Source organism: Kribbella qitaiheensis, assembly GCF_042657745.1.
GTDB lineage: Bacteria > Actinomycetota > Actinomycetes > Propionibacteriales > Kribbellaceae > Kribbella > Kribbella qitaiheensis.
Genome location: NZ_JBHSKE010000056.1, coordinates 1 through 1,055, shown reverse-complemented (window position 1 = coordinate 1,055; position 1,055 = coordinate 1). Strand labels below are relative to the sequence as shown.

At 69.6% G+C, this 1,055-nt stretch carries 2 protein-coding genes; one reads left to right on the top strand and one right to left on the bottom strand.

What is annotated here, in order from left to right; translation table 11 throughout:
- Positions 1–5: 5 nt before the first annotated feature.
- On the bottom strand, positions 6–626 hold the full coding sequence (locus tag ACFPJ1_RS43380; protein WP_380110117.1) for a TetR/AcrR family transcriptional regulator: 621 nt from the start codon (positions 624–626) through the stop codon (positions 6–8).
- A gap of 76 nt (positions 627–702) precedes the next feature.
- Between ACFPJ1_RS43380 and ACFPJ1_RS43375 the strand changes: the two genes are divergently transcribed.
- On the top strand, positions 703–1,055 hold a 353-nt coding region (locus ACFPJ1_RS43375), incomplete at its 3' end, for a hypothetical protein (RefSeq protein ID WP_380110114.1).

The window sequence follows — 1,055 nt, the reverse complement described above, 5'->3', positions numbered from 1 at the left end:
CGGCTCTAACACGACCGCTGGCCCCGCAGAGCAACGGCTCCTTCGGTCGCGAGCGCGTCGAGGTGATACGTGATGGCGGCTGTCAGTTTCTCGGCCGTGTGGATGTCTGGCCGCATGGCTGCGTGCACTGCGAGTCCGTCGAGCCAGGCGTGCAGCCGCTCAGCCTCAGCCGTAACGTCGGTCGGGGCGAGGCCGGCCGCCGAGAGGTCGGTGAGCAAAGCGCGACAGCCGGCCTCGAGCGCGGCGTAGCCCTCGTCTCGCAGGACCCGAAGCGACGGGTCGACCATGGCCCGGGACGTGAAGGCCAACCAGACCTCGTTCTCGGCGCGCCGGTCGTCATCGAGCGGGAGCAGCTCAGCCAACACGCGCTCGGCTCGCCGCCTCGGGTCGGGCTCGGCCTCCAGCCTCGCGAGGCGGGCCTCGATCCGGTCGATGACCGTCCGGAACGCGAAGACCATCAGCTCGGACTGACTCACGAAGTAGTGACGCAGCGATCCCATCGACAGCCCCGCCTCACGCGCGACGTTGCGCACCGAGGCCTGCTCGAGGCCATCGCGGCGTACCACCCGCAAGACCGCCTCGACCAGCTCGTGCCGGCGCTCCACCGGATCCACAACCTTGGGCACTGGCCCTTTATAGCACAGTCGTGCTACGTTCCGGTCGTAGCACAGTCGTGCTACCAAAAGTGTTGGAGACCCCACCATGACCCTCGTCAACGAGCCCGAAGCGCAACCCGCGCGCCGCCGCGGCCTCCGCGCGTTGCTCCGCCGGCGCAGCGTCCGCCTTGCCGCCGTGGGCTGGGTGGCCTGCAACGGACTGGCTCTTGCCGTGGCGGGAGACACGTTGCCATTCGACTGGCCGAACGCCGCCGCGCGGACACCACTCGGTCGCGTGGTGGACGCCAACCTCGTCCTCGTCGAGGTGCTGCTGCTCACCGCACTCACCTTCTGGGTCTCCCGCAAACGGGCCATGCCTGACCTCGCCAGCCGCGCACCGCGGCGATCCGTGGCCGCCCGCGAAACGCTGTTCCTGCTTCTCTACGCGGCAGGCGCGCT